Origin of the sequence: Nakamurella lactea DSM 19367 (genome assembly GCF_000426645.1) — a bacterium.
GTDB lineage: Bacteria > Actinomycetota > Actinomycetes > Mycobacteriales > Nakamurellaceae > Nakamurella > Nakamurella lactea.
In genome coordinates, this window is the sequence record NZ_AUFT01000005.1 from 263,105 (window position 1) to 278,534 (window position 15,430).

15 protein-coding genes and 1 pseudogene are annotated in these 15,430 nt (G+C 67.5%); 9 read left to right on the plus strand and 7 right to left on the minus strand.

Annotated features, from left to right (window positions below):
- Positions 1-62 precede the first annotated feature (62 nt).
- From sigJ to K340_RS0104445, 3 genes are all read left to right on the plus strand, one after another.
- Positions 63-941 (plus strand): RNA polymerase sigma factor SigJ, encoded by an 879-nt coding sequence (gene sigJ / locus K340_RS0104435; RefSeq protein WP_029135828.1) that lies wholly within the window; start codon positions 63-65, stop codon positions 939-941.
- Between the two features lie 72 nt (positions 942-1,013).
- Entirely contained in the window at positions 1,014-1,820 is an 807-nt protein-coding gene (gene ddaH / locus K340_RS0104440) for a dimethylargininase (RefSeq protein ID WP_037362844.1), read from the plus strand.
- A gap of 47 nt (positions 1,821-1,867) precedes the next feature.
- On the plus strand, positions 1,868-2,386 hold the full coding sequence (locus tag K340_RS0104445; protein ID WP_211229259.1) for a nucleotidyltransferase domain-containing protein: 519 nt from the start codon (positions 1,868-1,870) through the stop codon (positions 2,384-2,386).
- Here the strand turns inward: K340_RS0104445 and K340_RS0104450 are convergent.
- Positions 2,377-4,836: an excinuclease ABC subunit UvrA gene (locus K340_RS0104450; protein ID WP_037362847.1), complete on the minus strand. Its 2,460-nt coding sequence runs from the start codon at positions 4,834-4,836 to the stop codon at positions 2,377-2,379. The two genes, K340_RS0104445 and K340_RS0104450, sit on opposite strands and share 10 nt — an antisense overlap.
- Before the next feature lie 236 nt (positions 4,837-5,072).
- A complete protein-coding gene (locus K340_RS0104455) occupies positions 5,073-5,426 on the minus strand; it encodes an iron chaperone (RefSeq protein WP_029135832.1) in 354 nt (117 codons plus the stop codon).
- A gap of 106 nt (positions 5,427-5,532) precedes the next feature.
- On the opposite strand from K340_RS0104455, the gene K340_RS0104460 reads away from it, so the two are divergent.
- Positions 5,533-5,853 (plus strand): hypothetical protein, encoded by a 321-nt coding sequence (locus tag K340_RS0104460; protein ID WP_029135833.1) that lies wholly within the window; start codon positions 5,533-5,535, stop codon positions 5,851-5,853.
- A gap of 129 nt (positions 5,854-5,982) precedes the next feature.
- Here K340_RS0104460 and K340_RS0104465 read toward each other — a convergent pair whose 3' ends face one another.
- Positions 5,983-6,420 (minus strand): VOC family protein, encoded by a 438-nt coding sequence (locus K340_RS0104465; RefSeq protein ID WP_029135834.1) that lies wholly within the window; start codon positions 6,418-6,420, stop codon positions 5,983-5,985.
- A 78-nt stretch (positions 6,421-6,498) separates the two neighbouring features.
- On the opposite strand from K340_RS0104465, the gene K340_RS27435 reads away from it, so the two are divergent.
- Together K340_RS27435 and K340_RS0104475 are read left to right on the plus strand one after the other, a co-directional pair.
- Positions 6,499-6,930 (plus strand): nuclear transport factor 2 family protein, encoded by a 432-nt coding sequence (locus K340_RS27435; protein ID WP_051265051.1) that lies wholly within the window; start codon positions 6,499-6,501, stop codon positions 6,928-6,930.
- Between the two features lie 41 nt (positions 6,931-6,971).
- The gene (locus tag K340_RS0104475; protein WP_211229260.1) at positions 6,972-7,319 is read left to right on the plus strand and encodes a VOC family protein; all 348 of its coding nucleotides are present in this window, start codon (positions 6,972-6,974) and stop codon (positions 7,317-7,319) included.
- A 57-nt stretch (positions 7,320-7,376) separates the two neighbouring features.
- Here the strand turns inward: K340_RS0104475 and K340_RS0104480 are convergent, their stop codons facing one another.
- On the minus strand, positions 7,377-9,002 hold the full coding sequence (locus tag K340_RS0104480) for an HNH endonuclease signature motif containing protein (protein WP_154674073.1): 1,626 nt from the start codon (positions 9,000-9,002) through the stop codon (positions 7,377-7,379).
- Between the two features lie 284 nt (positions 9,003-9,286).
- Positions 9,287-10,981 (minus strand): class I adenylate-forming enzyme family protein, encoded by a 1,695-nt coding sequence (locus K340_RS0104485; protein ID WP_029135837.1) that lies wholly within the window; start codon positions 10,979-10,981, stop codon positions 9,287-9,289.
- A gap of 164 nt (positions 10,982-11,145) precedes the next feature.
- On the opposite strand from K340_RS0104485, the gene K340_RS0104490 reads away from it, so the two are divergent.
- The 3 genes from K340_RS0104490 (at position 11,146) to K340_RS27440 (ending at position 13,516) form a co-directional block, all read left to right on the plus strand.
- Positions 11,146-11,724, plus strand: a complete 579-nt coding sequence (locus tag K340_RS0104490; protein ID WP_029135838.1) for a dihydrofolate reductase family protein — start codon at positions 11,146-11,148, stop codon at positions 11,722-11,724.
- Positions 11,725-11,880: 156 nt separating this feature from the next.
- Positions 11,881-12,222 (plus strand): YciI family protein, encoded by a 342-nt coding sequence (locus K340_RS0104495; RefSeq protein WP_029135839.1) that lies wholly within the window; start codon positions 11,881-11,883, stop codon positions 12,220-12,222.
- 22 nt (positions 12,223-12,244) lie between these two features.
- The gene (locus tag K340_RS27440) at positions 12,245-13,516 is read left to right on the plus strand and encodes an RNA polymerase sigma factor (RefSeq protein ID WP_051265053.1); all 1,272 of its coding nucleotides are present in this window, start codon (positions 12,245-12,247) and stop codon (positions 13,514-13,516) included.
- Here K340_RS27440 and K340_RS37440 read toward each other — a convergent pair.
- A pseudogene (locus K340_RS37440) lies at positions 13,450-13,605 on the minus strand (type II toxin-antitoxin system YoeB family toxin); the annotation flags it as partial. The gene K340_RS27440 and the pseudogene K340_RS37440 sit on opposite strands and share 67 nt — an antisense overlap.
- Positions 13,602-15,383, minus strand: coding sequence for an alpha/beta hydrolase (locus tag K340_RS0104505; protein ID WP_084614040.1), 1,782 nt, complete (start codon positions 15,381-15,383; stop codon positions 13,602-13,604). The gene K340_RS0104505 and the pseudogene K340_RS37440, both read right to left, overlap by 4 nt.
- Positions 15,384-15,430: the final 47 nt, after the last annotated feature.

Consider the following 15,430-nt stretch of genomic DNA (forward strand, 5'->3'; position numbering starts at 1 on the left):
CGCGGGTCTATCTGTCAGACCCGCGAGGACGAAGGAATGTGACCGATGAACGACGGTGTCCGATGAACGACAGCGAATGGCTGGCCGAGCGATTCGAGGAGCAACGGGCGCATCTGCGATCGGTTGCCTACCGGATGCTCGGGTCGGTGAACGAGGCCGATGACGCGGTCCAGGAGGCGTGGCTGCGGCTGCATCGCACCGACGTCGACGGAGTGCAGAATCTCACCGCATGGCTCACCACCGTGGTGGCCAGAATCGCCCTGAACATGTTGCGGTCACGGCAGAACCGTCGTGAGGACCCGTTCGATGTGCACGTTCCGGAGCCGATCGTCAGCCCGGAGAGCGGGGTCGACCCGGAACACGAGGCGCTGCTGTCCGACTCGGTCGGGTTGGCCCTGCTGGTGGTGTTGGAGGCGCTGACGCCGGCCGAGCGGCTGTCGTTCGTGCTGCACGACATGTTCGCGGTGCCGTTCGACGAGATCGGCCCGATGATCGATCGCTCACCGGCGGCCGCCCGGCAATTGGCCAGCCGGGCACGCCGCCGGGTGCAGGGCCAGCCCACCGCACCCGACCCGGACGTGGTGAAGCAACGCGAGGTGGTGAGCGCCTTCTTCGCCGCCTCGAAGGACGGCGACTTCGACGGACTGGTTGCGGTGTTGCACCCGGAGGTGATCCTGCGCTCTGACGGGGGAGCGGCCCGACCGAAGATGACCTTCACCCTGCACGGCGCGCAGGACGTCGCGAAGCAGGCGTTCACCTCGAGCCGGCTGTCGCCATTCGTGCATCCGGCGCTGATCAACGGCGCCGCCGGCGTGGTGGTGGCGGCACACGGCAAGACGATGTTCGTGATGGCGTTCACCGTGACCGACTCGAAGATCGTGGCGATCGATGTGCTGGCAGATCCGGATCGGCTGCGGGAGGTTGACGTGTCGGCGCTGTGATCGGAGGCCGGGGCGGGCGATTCGATGGAACTCGGGCACACTCGGTCCACGACGAATGATGGGGTGGTGCTGATGGCACAAGATGCTGACGCGGAAACGCTGCTTCCGAATCACCATGCCGGCCGCGTCCTGGTACGACGGCCGGGACCGAAGTTGACCGACGGTGTGGTCACGCACGTGAGCCGACGCCCCGTCGATCTGGCCAGGGCCGGGCAGCAGTGGGCCGCCTACGTAGACGCCTTCACGACGAACGGTTGGCAGGCGATCGAGGTCGAGCCGGCCGACGACTGCCCGGACGCACCCTTCGTCGAGGACACCGTGGTGGTCGACGGGGACTTCGCGGTGATCGCGCGACCCGGCGTTGCGTCCAGGGTGCCCGAGACGCTCGGTGCGTCCCGGGCGGTCCGCGACCTCGGGATGGACGTCGTGGCCATTTCCGCACCCGGCACTCTGGACGGCGGCGACGTCCTCAAACTCGGAAGCACCTGGTTCGTCGGCCTCGGCGGCCGAACGAACCAGGAGGGAGTCCGGCAGTTGACGGCGCTCACGGCACCCCGTGGCATATCTGTTGTGCCCATTCCCATCTCCGGGGTTCTGCATCTGAAGACGGCGATCACCGCCTTGCCCGACGGCACCCTGTTGGCGAACGTCGCGGCGATCGGACGGCCCGATCTGTTGCCACCGTTGACGCCTGCTCTCGACAGCGGTCCATGGCGGATGATCCTGCTCGACGACGATCGAATTCTGCTCTCCAGCAGTGCGCCCCGTACCGCCGAGATGCTCGCCGGCCGCGGCTATACGCCGGTCGTCGTGGACATCTCGGAGTTCGAGAAGCTGGAGTCCAGCGTTACCTGTCTGAGCGTCAGGCTCCGCGGGTGACGTTTCGTGCCGGACCAGCCCGTCATCGAGCCTGACACAATGGCGCGGTGACGCACCTCATGCCGGTGGAATCAGCCACCCGGATACTGTCGTCACTCGCTGAGGCCGGGGCCGACGTCTGCGTCGGCGGCGGCTGGGGTGTGGATGCCCTGCTGGAACAGCAGACCAGGGACCACTCCGATCTCGACCTGTGGTTGGAAGTCGCCGACATCGAACCGTTGTTCCGGGGGATGACGGCGCTCGGGATCGATCGCATCCTTCCCTGGCCGGGAGACCGCCCTTGGAACTTCGTGCTGCACGACGGCGGCGCCCTTCGCGTCGACCTGCACTTCTACACCCCGCTCGGAGACGGCCGGTTGCACTACGGCGCCGTCACCGGTGACGAGACCTTTCCGGACACCGCCCTGCGAGGCACAGGCCGGATCAGCACCTTGCCGGTGCGCTGCGAGGATCCTGAGTGGTCGCTGCGCTGGCACCAGGGATATCCGCAGCGCGCGTTCGACCGCGACGACGTACGGCGGCTGTGTGCCCGCTTCGACCTGGCCGTTCCCGATGCCTATCGCTGACGCCAACGGGCGAGGTAGCGGGCGGTGCGGCTGGCCGTCGAACCGGCGACCTGAGCGGGCGTTCCGGCGGCGACGACGGTGCCGCCGTCGGCCCCGCCACCCGGTCCGAGATCGATGACGTGGTCGGCGGCCGCGATCACGCTCAGGTCATGTTCGGCGACCACAACGGTGTTGCCGCCCTCGACGAGCGCATCAAGTTGCGCTCGCAGCTGTTCGACGTCGGCGGGGTGCAGGCCGGTCGTCGGCTCATCGAGCACGTAGACGGTGTGTCCGCGCCGGCGCCGCTGCAATTCGGTGGCCAGTTTGATCCGCTGTGCTTCGCCGCCGGACAGCTCGGTGGCCGGCTGGCCGAGAGTGAGGTAGCCCAGTCCGATGTCCTGCAATGTGACGAGCGCACGTTCGATGCTCGGCTGGTCACCGAAGAAGTCCGTCGCCTCGTCGACGGTGAGATCGAGCACGTCGGCGATCGAGGCGTCCCGGTAGGTGATGGACAGAGTGTCTTGGTTGTAGCGGCGCCCGTGGCACACCGGACAGGGCGAGTAGGTGCTCGGCAGGAACAGCAGTTCGACGGCGACATAGCCTGCACCCTCGCAGTTTTCACACCGCCCGCCCTTCACGTTGAACGAGAACCGTCCCACTGAGTAACCCCGCGCCTTCGCCGCCGGCTGGCCGGCAAAGAGCGTGCGAACCCGATCGAACAACCCGGTGTAGGTAGCCAGGTTCGATCGAGGCGTGCGTCCGATCGGGCGTTGGTCAACCTGGACGACCCGCTGGATGGCATCGGTACCGGTGGCAGCGGCATAGCCTCGGTCGGCGGAGGCAACCGCGGTGTCGTCGTCGATCTCATCCGGGTCGAGTGCGCGGGTCTGCCCGAGGTGATCGCGCAGGGCCTCACCGAGAACGTCGATCAGGGTGGTCTTTCCCGACCCGGACACGCCGGTGAGCGCCGTGAACACAGCCAGCAGCACGTCGACGTCGAGGCCCTTGAGGTTGTGTCGCGTCACACCGCGCAGCCCCAGCCAGTCAGCCGTCGGCCGCGGTTCGCGGGCCGGGGGAGGGTCGGGGTCGATCAGGTACGGGCGGGTGCGTGAGTCCGGCACGTCGGCCAATTGCGGGACCGGGCCACTGTGCACCAGGTGTCCGCCGTCGGTGCCGGCGCCCGGGCCGACGTCGACCAGCCAATCGGCATGGCGCATCACCTCGAGGTCGTGTTCGACGACGATCAGCGAGTTTCCGCTGCGGCGCAACTCATCGAGAACGACCAGCAGCGATTCGGTGTCGTCGGGGTGCAGACCGGCCGATGGCTCATCCAGGACGTACACCACGCCGAACAGTTGTGAGCGCAGGGCAGTGGCCAGCCGCAGACGCTGTAGCTCGCCCGCGGAGAGCGTCGGCGTCGGGCGATCGATCGACAGGTAGCCGAGACCGAGCCGGACCATGACGTCCACGCGCGCCCGGATGTCCGGCACGATCGCCACCGCCACGTCACTGCCGTCAGCGGAGCCGAGCACGTCGATGAGATCAGTGACCGGCAGGGACGCGAGATCCGGCAGAGTGCGTCCGGCGACGGTGACCGATCGGGCTTCGGCGCGTAACCCGGTGCCGTCGCACGTCGTACAGGTCGACGTAACGACGTACTGCAGCGCCCGACGCCGCGCCGTGCCGCTGCGTGACTCCGAGAGTGTATGCAGCACATACCGTTTCGCGCTGCTGAAGGTCCCTTGATACGGCCGCTGGATGCGGTGGGCCTCCCTGATCGGCTCCACGGTGACGACTGGCTGGTCGTCGGTGAACAGAATCCAATCGCGGTCTGCCTGGGGTAGCTCGCGCCACGGACGATCGATGTCGTGACCGAGTGTCCGCAGGATGTCCCGGTAGCTCTTGCCCAGCCAGGCGCCAGGCCACGCGGCGACGGCGCCGTCCCGAATGCTCAGGTCGGGGTCGGGCACCAGCGAGGCTTCGGTGACGTCGTGGACCTGTCCGAGGCCGTGACAGGTCGGGCAGGCGCCGGCGGCAGTGTTGCGGGAGAAACCATCGCTGTCCAGGCGAGCCGCCCCCGGCGGATAGCTGCCGGCCCGCGAATAGAGCATGCGCAGCGCATTCGACAAAGTGGTGACGGTGCCGACGCTCGATCGTGAACCGGGAGTCGCGCGGGTCTGCCGGAGAGCGACGGCCGGCGGTAGACCCGTGATGCTGTCGACCTCAGGTGCTCCGGCCTGCTCGATCAGTCGACGCGCGTACGGCGCTACGGATTCGAGGTACCGCAGCTGCGCCTCGGCATAGATGGTTCCGAACGCCAACGACGACTTACCCGAACCGGATACTCCGGTCACCACGACAAAGGCGTCGCGGGGGATGTCCACGTCGATCCCTTTGAGGTTGTGCACGCTGGCGCCACGCACGCGGATACACGAGTGGACCGCGTCATCGGGTTCGGTGCCTGCTGTCATGCGGGCCATCGTCGCATTGATACCCGTTGTGAACGAACCAGACCGGCTACCCGGTGGGAGTGCAGCTGTTGCGTCGGCTGCGAGCGGACGAACTCGCGATCCGGTAGGTTGGCGGCTCCGGGCGTCGTCGAGATACGTTGCAGCGCAAGTATTGTCATGGGGAATCGATACGGGCATTATGTCACTGTGACGAATCTGTGGGCCCGCCCGGCTCCGATGGAACTGGGGTCGGGTGATCAGTGGCGGCGGCCGTCGATCTGCTCGGCGCGCAAGCGGACCACCGCTTGCACCACGTCATCCGGCAACGGATGTTCGGCGGTGAATCTGATCGTGCCCTTGGACAATTGATAGCCCGCCAGTCGGTCGGCAACCTCGGTGACGACCTCCGGGCTGAACGGAAAGAGGCTCAGATGGCTCTTGGTGGAGGCGACACCGATCAACGGTCTGTCGTTCAGCCGCAGGGCGGCCATCCCATAACTGCGGCCTTCCTCGGCCTCAGGGCATACCTCGAGGGCAAGGTCGCGTACTCGGGTCAGGACCTGTCGGTCGGCCGCCGCGAGCGTGGCCAGGTAATCGGTGAGATCGCCCATGACTCGATCGTATCCCGTCAGGGTTGGACCTGTTGGTCCCGGATTGGTCGGAGCGGGCGGAGTCCAGCGACCAGCCCGGATTACGTCACGGTGACGAATCGGTGGTGTGAAACTCGTTGTGCTGCTGCACGTTCGGATGGATCTGCCGGGACTCCTGGGTGACGAATGGGCAGGATTGGTCATCGCCAGTGCGTCAGGCACGCTGCGGACGCCGAGTTCTTCGATCTCCGAATTCGTCGATCTCCGGAGCCAGCTGGCCGCCCAGTTCGTTGGTTCGGCCGGGCACTGGGCGACCAGGCTGACCGCGACGGATGTGGTTCGGCCGGACAGCGCGGATCGGGTACTGAGCGCATCAGGGACCGGAGCAGCCAACCGGGACGGGGTCTCGATCGAGCGGCCCTGCCGGCTGTCAGCTGTTCGCCGATAATGTACATTATGTCAGATCATAGCCTGCGTATTGCATCTGATGACCGTCCTCCGGTGCTGGTCACGCTGTCGTCACCTCATTCGCAGTGAACTGCGGGAACCGTGCTGATTCCGGGTGCCCCGCCGGCGGTCAGTCCTTGTTCAGCTTCTCGGCGAGCATCACGAGGATGCCGCTGGGGCCGCGGACATAGGTCAGCTTGTAGACGTCCTCGTAGGTCGCCACGCCGCGCAGCGGGTGGCAGCCGTGCCTCGCCGCGATGGTCAGGGCCTCGTCGAGGTTGTCCACCGAGAACGCGACGCGGTGCATGCCGATCTCGTTGGGCCGCGTCGGGTTCGTCTCGATCGCGTCGGGGTGGATGTATTCGAAGAGCTCGAGGCGACCGTCGCCGTCTGGTGTCTGGAGCATGGCGATCTTCGCGTGGTTGCCGTCGAGGCCGACGGCAGTGTCGGTCCACTCCCCACTGACCGTGTCACGGCCCAGAACGGTCAGCCCAAGGTCGGTGAAGAAGGCGATTGCCTCTTCGAGGTCGCGGACGGCGATGCCGACGTTCTCGAACTTGATGGGCATGAGTTCCGCTCCCCTGCTTTCGTGTCGTTCATGGCGTGGATCTCGTGAAGGTCGCCCGGATGGCGGCATAATAGGACGATGGGCGACCCCGACGCGTTCCTCGCTTGGGTACGGTCTGAACTCTTTCAGGCAGAGCTGGCACTCCACAATGGCGATCCGGAACCGCGTCGAGAGCTCTGGTCGGGCAACGAACCCGTGAGCGTGCTGGGCGCGTGGGGTAACGCCTATGGATTGCGGGAGGTGAACGAGCTATTCACCGCGCTGGGGAAGAGTTTCTCCGACTGTTCCGCGTACGCCTTCGAACTTCAGGCCTATGACGTAGTCGGCGACATGGCCTACTCCGCCGGCCTGGAGCACACCTCGGCCGCCGTCAATGGCGAGGCACGCAGCTACACGTTGCGGGCGACTCAGGTGTACCGACGCGAGGACGGACTTTGGCGGGTGGCGCACCGGCACGGGGACACTGTCGACTCGAGATCTGACACGACCGTGCAGGAAGCACGAAGGTAGCGACGCCGAGGGATGGAGAGGTATTCATGCGAGTCATCCGGGTGACAGCCGACCTCACGGTGTCCGACCTCGCCGAGGAGAAGGCCTTCTACATCGACTTTCTGGGCCTCGAGGCGCAGGACATGGGCCTCGACTGGGTGATGCGCGTTGTCGTGCCGTCCTCGGGTGAGCACATCCAATTGCTCTCGCAGGACGCGACCGGACCGGAGAACCCCTTGCTCTCGGTCAAAGTGGACGACGTCGACGAGGCTTTCGCCACCGCACAACGCCTCGGCTACGAGATCGTCCATCCCCTGACCACCGAGCCGTGGGGCATCCGCCGCTTCTTCGTGAGAACACCCGGCGGGAGCGTGCTCAATATCGCTCAGCATCACGATCCGACCGAGTGACGCGGACGAGCTCGGACGGAGGCAGCGGGACTCCGGGCAGGGCGGGATGCCGGATTCTCAGAATGGTGGTGGGTCGTCGGCGGCGGTGCCGCTGGCCCGAACATCTCGTAGATACAAGGCGGTCTGGTTCGGATCGGGTGGTCGCCACCATTGGGCCGGTCTCCGCCGGGCGGTTCGGCCCAGCGGGGTGGTCCAGTGGTAGCTGCCGTCTGCCAGCTTCTTCAGCTGCAGTCCGCCGCCGTCTTTGCCACGGTGGTGGTGCAGACACAGCGAATTCAGGTTGTCCCGGCTGGTCGCACCGCCCTGCGCATACGGTTTGCGGTGATCGAGTTGACTGTGTGTCGCCCGGGTCCGGCAGCCCGGTGCCACGCAGGTCTGATCCCGGGCGATGACCTGATCGGCCAACCATTTCGGCGGCCGATACTCGGGAACACTCACCTCGAGTAGTTCCCCGGTGACCGGGTCGCAGACCATCCGGCGCAGTTCCGCATCGTTGACCAGGGTCCAGGCCTGACCGGCGGTGATCGGGCCGTAGCCCTCCAGATCGCACACATCGGACCCACCGGCGAGGGCGGTGATCGGGATCGTCACATTGATCAGCGTCTTGCTCCGCTGCCGCTTCGGCAGCGGCGTCCCGGCCCAGCCACCATCGTCCAGCACGGCGATGCACAGGTCGGTCAATGCGTCGGCCCGCCGCTGATCAAGGGTCCGCTCGTCGTCGGGGGTCTTCGCGGCCCGCGCTATCCCGGTGAGCGCCTCCCACACCTGCTGCACCTCGGCAGCGGTCGCGTGGTAGCGCAGTTCCCCCATCCCGTCGTCGCGCGTGTACTTCTCGATCCGCCGGTTCGCTCTGGCCTTTTCGTGCCGGACCTGCGCACCGTCCGGGTCGGTTCGGATGATCGCCCGGCGGACCGCCGCCCGGAACTCCGGCAGAGTCTGCCCCGGCGCCGCCGGCAACACGGACCGCTCGACCCGGCCGGTGTGCCCCTGGTCGAGGTCCTTGGTGGCCTCGCCGAGGTAGCGGGCCTTCTCCGAGGACAGCTGTCCGGTATCCCAGGCGGACCAGGCCGCCGGCAGCCGCAACCGCAGCCGCCGCGCCGTGTCGATCTGCCGGCCGGCCGCGTTCTCCGTGACATGCAGTGCGATCGCCAGTTCGGTGGGCAGGAACTCGACCAGCCCCGGGTAGTTGCCCTCCAGCTCGGCCAGGTCGGCCGCCTGCCGCGCCTGCAGATGATCGATCAGCCGCTGCCGGGCAACCACCGAATCCAGCAGCGCCTGCGCCCACGCTTCCTGCTCCGACCCACCAGCGGTCGGTGTCAGGTCCAGGTGCTCCGGCGCCTGTGGCCGCTCGGCGAGGTGCGCGGCCAAACCTGGGCCGGCCGGCAACTCCACCAGCCGCTGGCGCCACCTGGCGGTGGCCAGTCGATCCAACCGACGCGGCGGAGCCGTTGCGGCCGACCAGGTTCCGGCCGGGGCGGTGCGGGTGGCGCGAGTTTCGGCCGGGGCGGCGCCGGCGGCGCTGGCGTCTCCGGACCAGCCCATGAGGTGCACACTGGAGATCTCGGACGGGTCGAAATCACCGCCGATCATCTCACCGTCGTCCAGCCGTACCGGTTCCGGAACTTCCCGGTACCGGTACGCCGTCAAATCCAGACTGCCTGCCACCCACAGGATCTGCGGCACCGAAGTATCAATACCGGCCGACTCGGGATCCAGCTGCCGGGGTTCGTCATGCAGTACCGGATCAGAGGATCCCCACCGATCCCCCATCCCGGGCGGGTCAAGGACTACCGCCCGACTGCCCCTGAAATACGTCCCCCGTGCCATGTCCCAACATTACCCGTCCTCGAACCCCTGTTCGAGCAGCCGAACGAGTGAACTTCAACCGCATCCGGGAACCGCACCTCGCCGAGTGCACCAGAAGGGGCCCGTCGCAACACCTTCGATGCACTCCAGCGCCCCAGCCCCTATCCCGTCCAGCCTTCGAGCAGCCGATACTTCTGGACCTTGCCGGTGCTGGTCATCGGCAACTCATCAGGACTCAGGAAGGTCACGCCCCGAGGCACTTTGAAGCCGGCGACGTGGGCACGGCAGTAGCGAATGATGTCGCTGGAACTGACCACGGCGCCGTCCACCGGGACGATCCAGGCCCAGCCGACCTCGCCGAGGCGATCGTTCGGCACACCGGCCACGAACGCCTGCCCGACGCCGGGGTGAGCGGTGAGCACCTGCTCGACCTGCTGCGGGGCAACGAGTTCGCCGCCTACCTTGAACAACTCCTTGCTGCGCCCGGTCAGTTCCAGGTACCCGTCGGCGCGGACGCGCCCAAGATCACCGGTCCGCAACCAGCCGTTCGCGTCGATCAGCTCGGCGCTGCGTTCCGGGTCATCGAAATATCCCCTCGTGACGATCGGCCCACGCACCGAGAGCTCACCCTCGTCACCCTCGGGCAGTACGGCCCCGGTGAACGGGTCGACCGTGCGGTAGTGGGCCAGAACGCCATCCGGCTGATCGGCCGCTGCGCATCCACCGAGTTTGGTGCGGCCGATCGTCGTCGCGACCAGCTCGAGTGGGTCGGCCGGCTGGGTCAACGTGGTCGCCGCCGATACCTCGGTCTGTCCGTAGCCGGTGAACACCACGCGGGGGTGCAACTGCTCGTGAAGCCGTTCCCACAACCGAACCGGAGCGGGTGCCGCCGCGGAGAAGACCGACTCCAGACTGCCGAGATCGTACGAATGCCGAGTCGTCTCCTCGACGATCGCCACGCTCATGGTCGGCACCAGCAATACCTCGTTGACGCCGTGCTGCTCGATCGAGGTCAGCATGCTGCGCGGGTTGAACACCGCGTGCGGCACCACGGCCCCGCCGGCGAACATGGATGCCAGCAATCCCTCGACGTAGCCGAAGACGTGATACATCGGCAGCGAGAACCCGATCCGCCAGCCATCGGCGAATCCTCGGTGATAGGCAGAGCCGTAAGCGCTGCGCAGCACCATGTCGTGGCTGAGTACTGCGCCCAGCGCGTGGCCCGACGTCCCGGAAGTGAACACGATGTCGCAGGCGTCAGCAGGATCTACGGACTCCCCCACCCGCCTCACCACCGACTCCGGCACCCCACGGCCCCGCTCGGCCAGCCACGTCAGATCCCGCGCCATCGGCCGGGACGCCGCATCGACGAGCAGGATCTCTCGTAACGTCGGCACCTGGGAAGTGTCGGGATCGGTCTCCCATCCCGGTGCCAGCTCGTCGAGGACGGCCAGCCGGTCCACCCCGATCGACGCATCGATGCTGATCAGGACGCCGGCCCTGGACTGCTTCAGGACCGCAACCAATTCCTCGGTGCGATAGGAGAAGTTGATCGGTACCGCGGTCGCCCCGACCCAGGCGATGGCCAATTTGACCGCGATGAACTCCGGGCGGTTGTCGATCACCAGGGCCACGGCGTCCCCCGCCCGCACTCCCAGTTCATGCAGCCCGCGAGCAAGCTCCAGCGACCGTGCCCGCATCCGCTCGTAGGAATACGACTCTTGTGCGGTGATCACGAACGGGCGTTGCGGAAAGCGGCCGGCGAGCTGGTCGAACCGGGCGGCAAGTCCCAATGGATGCCACGAACCCTCGGCCCGTTCCAGCGTCGCCCGCCGGTCAGTCACGAGATCAGTCATCAAATAGTTCTACGCTCCCGGACATCCGGCCGTCAGCTGCCTCGACCCCGAGCCCTCGTTGTAGCCGCCGTACCGGCACTTCGCGGCGCCGGCCCGGGCGATGAGTTTCGTCGAGATCTCGAGTCGGTAGTGGCGTCACTGACCGACGACCCGAGGAGAGCACCATGACAGCCAGCTACACCTTTGATGTCTTTTCCAGTCTCGACGGATTCGGCGGCGTGAGCAGCGGCGACTGGGGCGGCTACTGGGGCAAACAGGGTCCCGAGCTGCTCGATCGTCGCTTCGACCTGTACGACGAGGGGCGAATGGTCTTCGGGGCCAACACCTATCGAGAGTTCGTGACCATGCTGGCCGCCAGCACCGAGGACTCCGACGTGCGCGACCCGTGGGTCAGCAGAATGGTCCAGCTGCCGGCCACGGTGATCTCCTCCACCCTGGAAGGTCCGCTGGACTGGCCGGATGCGACGCTCGTCAGCGGCGACGCGGTCGATGTCGTCGCCCGGCTCAAGGCGGAATCGGACGTACCGCTGCGCTCACACGGCAGCCTGTCGATGAACCGGGCACTGATGGCCGCCGGTCTGGTCGACCGAGTCCAGGTCACGGTCTTCCCGGTGATCACCGGGAAGACCGGGGACGCCCCGATCTTCCGAGGAGCAGCCGACTTCGACCTCGAACTGATCGAGAGCCGAACCCTCGACGGGCACACCCAGGAGCTCACCTACCGGCCGACCCTGCATCCCTGAGCCCCGCCAGGACCGAACCGAATTCCGGCCCCCGGCCCTGGGTCCGGATATATTCCGTCGGGCTTGCCCTTCGGACTGTCGGATCGGGGCAAAGCCGTTCGTAGCAGGGTGAGAGGCGCCGCTTGGGGCGCCACCGAGCCACAGGAGACGATCGAAATGCAATACCTGCTTTCCGTCATCAACGATTCGGACGACGAAGCCACCCAGGACGAGCAGGCGGCCATCGACGTGTTCAACGACCGCCTCCAGACAGATGGCTACTGGGTATTCGCCGGCGGACTCCCAGGGCCGAGTACCGCCACCGTCATCGACAACCGGGGTGACGACGCGATCGTCACCGACGGGCCGTTCCTGGAGTCCAAGGAATTCATCGTCGGATTCTGGATCATCGAGGCAGCCGATCTCGACGTGGCGCTCAGGCTCGCCACCGACGGCTCGAAGGCGTGCAACCGAAAGGTCGAGGTGCGGCCGTTCCTCACCGAAGCGGATACGAAATGACTCACGGCCGGGACAGCACAGCGTGACTGGCGTGCAGGAGGCGATCACCCGGGCCCACCGCGAAGAATGGGCGCGGGTGGTGGCCTCGCTGACCCGGCGTTTCGGCGACCTCGACATCGCCGAGGAGGCGGCCGCCGAGGCCTTCGCCGCCGCCGTCGAGCGCTGGCCGGCCGACGGCGTACCACCCAACCCCGGTGCCTGGTTGACGACTACCGCGGGGCGCCGGGCCATCGACCGGATCCGTCGAGAGGGCAAGCGCGGCACCAAGTCCAGGGAGGCTCAGGTGTTGTTCGACGACGAACCACCGGCGCCTCTGGGCGCCATCGAGGACGACCGGCTCCGGCTGCTGTTCACCTGTTGCCACCCGGCACTGGCGGTCGAAGCGCGGGTCGCGCTGACGCTGCGGATGGTCGGCGGGCTGACCATGCCGGAGATCGCCCGCGCCTTCCTGGTGACGGAAACCACTATGGGACAACGGATCACCCGGGCGAAGGCCAAGATCAGGGCCGCCCGGATCCCGTACCGGGTGCCGTCAGCCGAAGATCTCCCGGAACGCGTCTCCGGCGTCCTCACCGTGCTGTTCCTGGTCTTCAACGAGGGCTACCTGGCGACCGGCCCCGACACGGATCCGCTGCGCACCGACCTCACGGCGGAGGCGATCCGGCTGGCCCGGCTGCTCCGCGTTCTCCTTCCGCAGGACGGGGAGGTGGCCGGCCTGCTGGCGCTGATGCTGCTCACCGAGTCCCGGCACCGTGCCAGGCTCTCGGCCAATGGCGAGCTGGTCGCCCTCGGCGAACAGGACCGCGGTGCCTGGGACGCTGCGCTGATCGCCGAAGGCCATCGACTGGTGCGCGAGCGACTGGCCGCCGGGGAGCCGCCCGGTAGATTCCAGATCCTGGCCGCGATCAACGCCGTGCACACCTCCGCCCGCGACATCCGCGACACCGACTGGTCGCAGGTGGTCGCTCTCTACGACCAGCTCGTCCGGATCGATCGCTCGCCGATCGTCGCCCTCAACCGGGCGATCGCGGTCGCCGAGATCGACGGTCCGGAGGTCGCCCTGGGATCCATCGACGGTCTCGCGGTCAGCTTGACCGGCTACCACGCCTATCACGCCGCCCGGGCCGACCTGCTGCGCAGATTGGGGCGCAGCAACGAGTCGCGCGCGGCGTACGACGCGGCCATCGAGTCGGCGGGCAATACTGCAGAGGCGGCATATCTGGCACGCCGACGCGACCAGCTGGCGAAGTCATGTTTCAACGCCTCTGGCTTGCCAATTCCTTCGTTGCCGTGACGTTGGATGGCCATCAGCAGCGCATTGATGCGTTTCAGCACCTTGCGATTCTGCGCCTGCCACCAGCGATACGTGCCTCCGCGGCTCAGGACCGCGGGCGTTCGACGATTCGCCTGAGCTCCGCGGACTTCTCGGCGGTCCACCCGGGAGGCTGGACGATGGCGGCCCAGCCGTCGACATACTCCTGGGTGTAGACGTGACCGTGCCCCGGCGGCACCTCCACCGGTTCCAACATGTCAGCCGCCACCTGCCAGAAGGTGACGAACGGGATCCAGGTCATTTCGTCGAGCACGTCGCGGCCCCGCTGCTCGGCCAGCCAGTCCGGCCGGTGCAGGATCAGGTCCGGTGACAACCAGGTGACGGGGTCCGACGGGTGCTGCAGATACAGCACCCGCGTGCCGGTCCACGGTGCGTCGGCCGGCGCGATCGGCTCGGCCGGATCGCTGGAGAACCGCACGATGCGGCCGTCCCGGTACACCGGCTCGATCTGCGGGCTGCCCGCGTCCCGGCCGTCGGTGTAGGCCCGGTGCAGCGGATTGAAGCTGGGCGCGCCGGCGAACATCGCCCCGTCGGTGCGGTTCCGCAGGTCGTACTCACCGCTGAACGCCGCCTCCGCGGAGAACGATCCGAGACTCTCGCCGAACACCAGCAGCTTCGGCCGGTGGTCCGCCGGCAACGCCGACCACCGCTCGTAGACGGCGTCGAACAACTCCCGGCCCGCCTGCCGCGCCCGTTCCTGATCGACCATGATCGACGCCCACGACGGTAGGTAGGAGTACTGGATGGCCACGCTCGCGACGTCGCCGCCGGTCTCGTACTCCAGCGACGTCAGCGCCCCGGGGTCGACCCAACCGGTTCCGGTGGTCCCCGCCACCAGCAGATAACCCCGATCGAATCCGCCCGCCCGTTGCAGGTCGTCAACGGCGAGCTGGGCACGACTCTCTATGTCGTCGGCCGAAGCGATGCCCGCATAGGCGCGGATCGGCTCCACCGCGGCCGAGTCGTTGAACGCGGAGATCTCGGCAACCGTCGGACCCTGGCCGATGAAGTTCCGTCCCTGGAACCCAAGGGTGTCCCAAGCCACCAGCGAACCCGGCCCGCCCGACCGCAACGCGGTATCCGGCTTGACCGCGAGGGCGCCGGTCGAGCCGTCCTGGACGGCGAAGCTGCGCTGCGCCAACCCGACGATCCCGTCCAACAGGACGCCGGTCACCAGCAGCAGCGTCAGCCCGGCGACCGCCGCCCAACCGAGCGCCCGGGCCGCCCGCCGACCCATCCACCGGCTCAGCACCTTGGCGATCCATCGGTAGCAGCGGCGCAGGCCCCGGCCGGCCGCGACCAGGCCGACGAAGACCAGCGCGCCCACCACCGGCAACAGCAGCTGGGAGACGACACCATCGGTCTGCGCCTGCAGGAGCTCACGAATCCGGAGCTGCCATCTCAAGCCCAGCAGGTAGGAAGCGACGAGCGCGACCGCTGCCACCACGGCGAACACCTGCCAGGACCGACGCCGCGGGGCACGCGCGGGCCGGTCGGCGAACTGCCGCCAGACCCAGGCCCCGAGGACGCCAAGGCCGTAGCCGATCGCCCCGTTCACCCCACAGACGAAGCCCTGGAAGGCACCTGGTCGCGGCAACAACGACGGGGTGAACGACAGGCAGACGAACAGCAATGCCACCCACAGGCCCGGCAAGGTGTATCGAAACCGGCTGCGACCGCGCGCTTCGGCCGCGGGATCGTCCGGGGTGCGTTCGTCCGGCGCGGCGGTTGACGCAGCGTCGTCCGGCGCTGGTTCGGCGCTGCCCGGCCCGGGCGACTCGGTGGCATCCGCTTCGCCGGGTGCCGACGGGTCTGTGTGGGTCGTCATCTGTCCTGCCTCGGTATCGTTCCCGATGCGCTCGGAAAGCGTGCTGC